The following is a 5109-nucleotide window of genomic DNA, read 5'->3' as shown; positions in this document are numbered from 1 at the left end:
TGCCCAAGCTGGAGACGGCCGACCTGCGCGCCGTCACGACCGCCGCACTGCGCGGCCTGAGCTCGGACCAGATCCTGACGCTGAGCTCCGATGAGGTCTCCAGCCTGAGCACCGCCCAGATCGGTTCGCTCACGACGTCCCAGGTCCAGGGCCTGACGGCCGCTGACATGACGGCCCTGGGCACCGCCCAGGTGGCCGTGCTGAGCTCGGCCCAGGCGGCCGCACTGAACACGGATCAACTGTCCGCCATCGACGCGGCTGACATGAAGTCGCTGACAACGGCCGCCCTGCGCGCCCTCAGCAGCACCCAACTCGACGGCCTGACCTCGGATCAGTTGCGGGCCCTGTCTTCCAGCCAGATCAATGCCCTGACCACCGACCAGGTCCGCACGCTGAACACGGACGACCTCAACAGCCTCACGTCCGACCAGTTCAACAAGCTCTCCACCGCCCAGATCCAGGTCCTGACGACCGCGCAGCTCAGCAACCTGACGACAGACAACCTGAATGCGATGGGTTCGGCCCAGTTCGCCTCGCTGTCATCCACCCAGTTCGGTTCGCTGACCTCCGACCAGTTGCCCAAGCTCGAGACAGCCGACCTGCGTGCGGTCACGACCGCCGCGCTGCGCGGCCTGAGTTCGGACCAGATCCTGACGCTGAGTTCCGATGAAGTCTCCAGCCTCAGCACCGCCCAGATCGGCTCGCTGACGACGTCGCAGGTCCAGGGATTGACGGCCGCCGACATGACGGCCCTGGGCACCGCCCAGGTTGCTGTGCTGAGCTCGGCCCAGGTCCAGTCGCTGTCCACCGACCAGCTGGCAGCCATCGACGCGTCCGACATGAAGTCGYTGACGACGGCCKCSYTGCGWGCSCTGTCCAGCRCCCAGATCGATGGCYTGACCAGCGATCAGCTGCGSGSSCTSACMAGCRCCCAGCTCAACGCGCTGACCACCARYCCGCAGATCATCRGCCTCARCACSGATGACCTGAACGTSCTGACGACGGAYCAGATCGCCCGCCTGTCGACCTCGCAGATCCAGGCGCTGACGACSWCKCAGCTGAGCAACCTGGTCACCGACAGCCTCAACGCSATGGGSWCGGCCCAGTTCGCGACGCTGTCGTCCAGCCAGTTCGGCTCGCTGACGACCGACCAGCTGTCCAAGCTGGAAACGGCCGACCTGCGTGCCGTCACGACCAATGCGCTGCGCGGCCTGAGYTCCGAYCAGGTSCAGTCGCTGACYTCCGACGAGGTGTCCAGCCTGTCCACGGGCCAGGTGGCGGCCTTCACSACCGCCCAGGTCAAGGGYCTSACCGCCGSCGACATGACGGCGYTSRGCACSGCCCAGGTSGCSGCRCTGARYTCGGCSCAGGCCCAGAACCTGTCGACCGACCARCTSTCYGCCATYGAWGCSGCCGACATGAAGTCGCTGACGACGGCSRCYCTGCGYKCSCTGTCCAGCRCCCAGMTSGAYGGCCTGACCAGCGAYCARCTGCGCGCCCTGACAAGTGCCCAGATCAACTCGCTGACGACCGACCAGGTCCGCACGCTGAACACGGACGACCTGAACAGCCTCACGTCCGACCAGTTCAACAAGCTSTCCACCGCCCAGGTCGCCGTACTGACGACGGCCCAGCTGAGCAGCTTGGCCAGCGACAACCTCAACGCCATGGGGACGGCCCAGTTCGCGACGCTGAACTCCAGTCAGTTCGGTTCGCTGACCTCCGACCAGTTGCCCAAGCTGGAGACGGCCGACCTGCGCGCCGTCACCACGGCAGCGCTGCGTGGCCTGTCTTCGGATCAGATCCTGACACTGAGCTCCGACGAGGTCTCCAGCCTCAGCACCGCCCAGATCGGCTCGCTCACGACGTCCCAGGTCCAGGGCCTGACGGCCGCCGACATGACGGCCCTGGGCACCGCCCAGGTGGCCGTGCTGAACTCCGCCCAGGCGTTTGCGCTGAGCACCGATCAGCTGTCCGCCATCGAGACCGGCGACATCCGCTTCCTGACCACGACCGCGCTGCGCGCCCTGACCAGCACCCAGCTGGATGGGCTGACCAGCGACCAGCTGCAATCGCTGACCTCGGCGCAGGTGAACTCGCTGACGACGGCCCAGCTGTCGACGATGAATAGCGACGACCTGAACGCGTTCACGACCGACCAGTTCGCTCGCATGAGCACGGGCCAGGTCCAGGCGTTGACGGCCGGCCAGCTGTCGCACCTGACGACGGACGATCTGACGGCCCTGGGAACACAGCACTACGCGGTGATGAACGCGACCCAGTTCGGTTCGCTGACAACCGACCAGCTGCCGAATCTGCAGACGGCCGACCTGCGCGCGGTGACGACGGCGGCGCTGTMGAGCCTGAACTCGGATCAGATCGCCTCGCTGCAGACCGAGCACATCGCCGCGCTCAGCACGGCCCAGGTGTTGTCGCTGTCCACCGCACAGATCCAGGGCCTGGCCGCAGCCGACCTGACGGCCATGGGCTCGGCGCAGATCTCGGTGCTGACCACGGCCCAGGTGAATTCGCTGTCCACCGACCAGATCGTGGCCATCGACTCCGACGACCTGGCCAAGCTGACTTCGGCATCGCTGCAGGCCATCACCAACACCCAGCTGGGTGCGCTGACCACCGATCAGCTGACCGGCCTGGGCACCCGCGTGTCGGTGCTGACGACCAGCCAGATCAACAACCTGGCCACCGACGACCTGAACACCTTCACGACGGCGCAGTTCGCGTCCCTGACCTCCACCCAGGTCAAGGCCTTCACGAACTCGCAGATCGCGGCGCTGGAAACCGACGACCTGCGCGCACTGACCACGGCCCACGTCGCCGCGATGAGCAATGCGCAGATCCAGGCCATCACCAGCGACCAGTTCAGCACGCTGAAGGCGACGCAGATCACGGCGCTGACCACGGCGCAGGCGGCGGCCTTGACCACGGATCAGATCCACAGCCTCACGACCGATCAGATCAGCGGCCTGGAAACCCGCGACATCACCGCCATGAGCATGGCTCAGCTCGACGCGCTGCAAGGCACGACCTTCGGCGAAATGAGCGCGGCGCAGATGAACGCCTACTTCAACGTCACGCCCATCGTGCTCGACCTGGATGGCCACGGCGTCAACACGCTGGCCGCCGCCCAGGGCGTGAACTTCGACCTGCTGGRCACCGGCCAGGCCAACAAGGTGGGCTGGGTGGCTGGCGGCGATGGCCTGCTGGTGATGGACCGCAACCATGACGGCCTCATCAACAGCGGCGGTGAACTCTTCGGCATGGGCACCGTGCTGGCCAACGGCAAGCATGCCAAGGATGGCTACGCCGCCATGGCCGAACAGGACAGCAACCATGACGGCAAGCTCGACAGCCACGACGCCAACTGGAAGCAGCTGCAGGTCTGGGTCGACGCTAACCACGACGGCAAGACCGACGCCGGCGAGCTGAAGACGCTGGACCAGCTGGGCATCACCTCGCTCGACCTGAACGCCACCAAGGGCTCCGGGTCAGACAGCGGCAACCTCATCGGCCTGGTGTCCAGCTACACGACGACCGACGGCAGCAAGCACGACGTGGCCGACGTCTGGTTCGCCAAGGACGTGCAGCCGCAGAAGGCCGATGACGGCAAGGACGCGACGGTCAGCCTGCACGACGTGCTGGCACCGCCGACCGCCCCGCTGCTCGGTGCCGAGCACGTCGACCTGGCCAAGGCGGCCGTGCCGCACCCGTCGGCCGACGCCCACCTTGCGGCCATCGATCGCAAGCTGGCCGAGGACGACGAGCACCGGCGCAACAACGGCGGCAACTGGGTGTGAAGTCCGTGAATTCGTTCAAGCCCATTCGGCGCAGCTGCCGAACGGTCGACCTTGGGTCGAGAAACCCGGTCTTTTTGCCGATTGGTTCCGAGGACTCGTCCCTAGCATGACAACACGAGCCCACCTCATCGCGGCGCTCCAGGCGGGATCGCATCCCGCCTGCGGCCGCATTGGGTTGGGTTCGGGTTTCAATTTTTTTGTATCTCTGGCACGTCTTGGCTGCTCGACGCGCCGGGGCACAGGCTCCGCTCAGAACAACGCCTCCAGTTTCGGGGGTGGGCCAGCGATGGTCCAACGCCGCCACGCCGCAAGGCAAGGCGGCCATCAGTACAGGTGAGAAAACATGTCAACCGTCATCCCCGGCATTTCGCCATCTGTCATCCCGAACCTCAGCACGACGACGATCCGCAATTGGACGACGGAAGACTACGCCGCCCTCAGCACCGACCAGCTGATCGCGTTCACCACCGCGCAGGCCTCGGTCATCCTTTCCAGCAGCCTGGCGGTCCTGAAGAGCGACCAGATCCGGGCCTTCCAGACCGAAGACCTGCGGGCCATCGCGACCAGCGCCCTGGCCGGCTTCAGCTCTGACCAGATCCAGGCCCTGAAGACCGACCAGGTCCAGGCCCTGAGCACCTCGCAGATCGCCGTCCTGTCGACGGCCCAGATCCAGGGCCTGAGCAGCGCCGACATGGTGGCGCTGACCTCCGCCCAGATCGGCGCGCTGACGTCCGCCCAGCTGGGCAACCTCTCCACGGCCCAGATCGCCGCCATCGAGACGGTCGACATCAAGTCGATCACCACCGCTGCGCTGCGCAACCTGTCGTCCACCCAGCTTGACGCCTTCACCAGCGACCAGCTCCGCGCCCTCTCCAGTGGCCAGGTCAATTCACTGACGACGAGTCAGGTCAATACGCTCGGTACGGCTGACCTGAACAGCCTGAGCAGCAGCCAGTTCGCCAACCTCTCTACGGCCCAGGCCCAGGCCCTGACCGCCACCCAGCTCGGCAACCTGGCCACCGACAACCTGAACGCGCTGGKCACGGGCCATTTCGCCGTGCTGTCGTCGACCCAGTTCGGCGGGCTGACGACCGGTCAGCTGAGCAAGCTGGAAACGGCCGACCTGCGCGCCGTCACGACGGCTGCGCTCAACGGCCTGTCCTCCGACCAGGTCGGTGCGCTGGCCAGCGACGCCGTGGGCTCGCTGACCACCGCACAGGTTGGCTCGCTGGGYACCGCCCAGATCAAGGGCCTGACCACGGGCGACATGGTCGCCCTGACCTCGGCCCAGGTC

Annotated in this window: 1 protein-coding gene and 1 pseudogene; both read left to right on the top strand. The window is 66.5% G+C overall.

Going from position 1 to position 5109, the window contains the following annotated elements:
* Positions 1 to 3815, top strand: a 3815-nt coding sequence (locus tag ACXJKR_RS23845) for a beta strand repeat-containing protein (protein WP_457324924.1), incomplete at its 5' end; no start/stop codon positions are given.
* Positions 3816 to 4158: 343 nt separating this feature from the next.
* Positions 4159 to 5109 (top strand): annotated as a pseudogene (locus tag ACXJKR_RS23840) (heme utilization protein); the annotation flags it as partial.

The sequence above is a fragment of the Roseateles sp. P5_E11 genome (genome assembly GCF_054049355.1).
The sequence above is the reverse complement of the archived record's forward strand: the minus strand, read 5'-3'. Positions and strand labels throughout refer to the sequence as shown.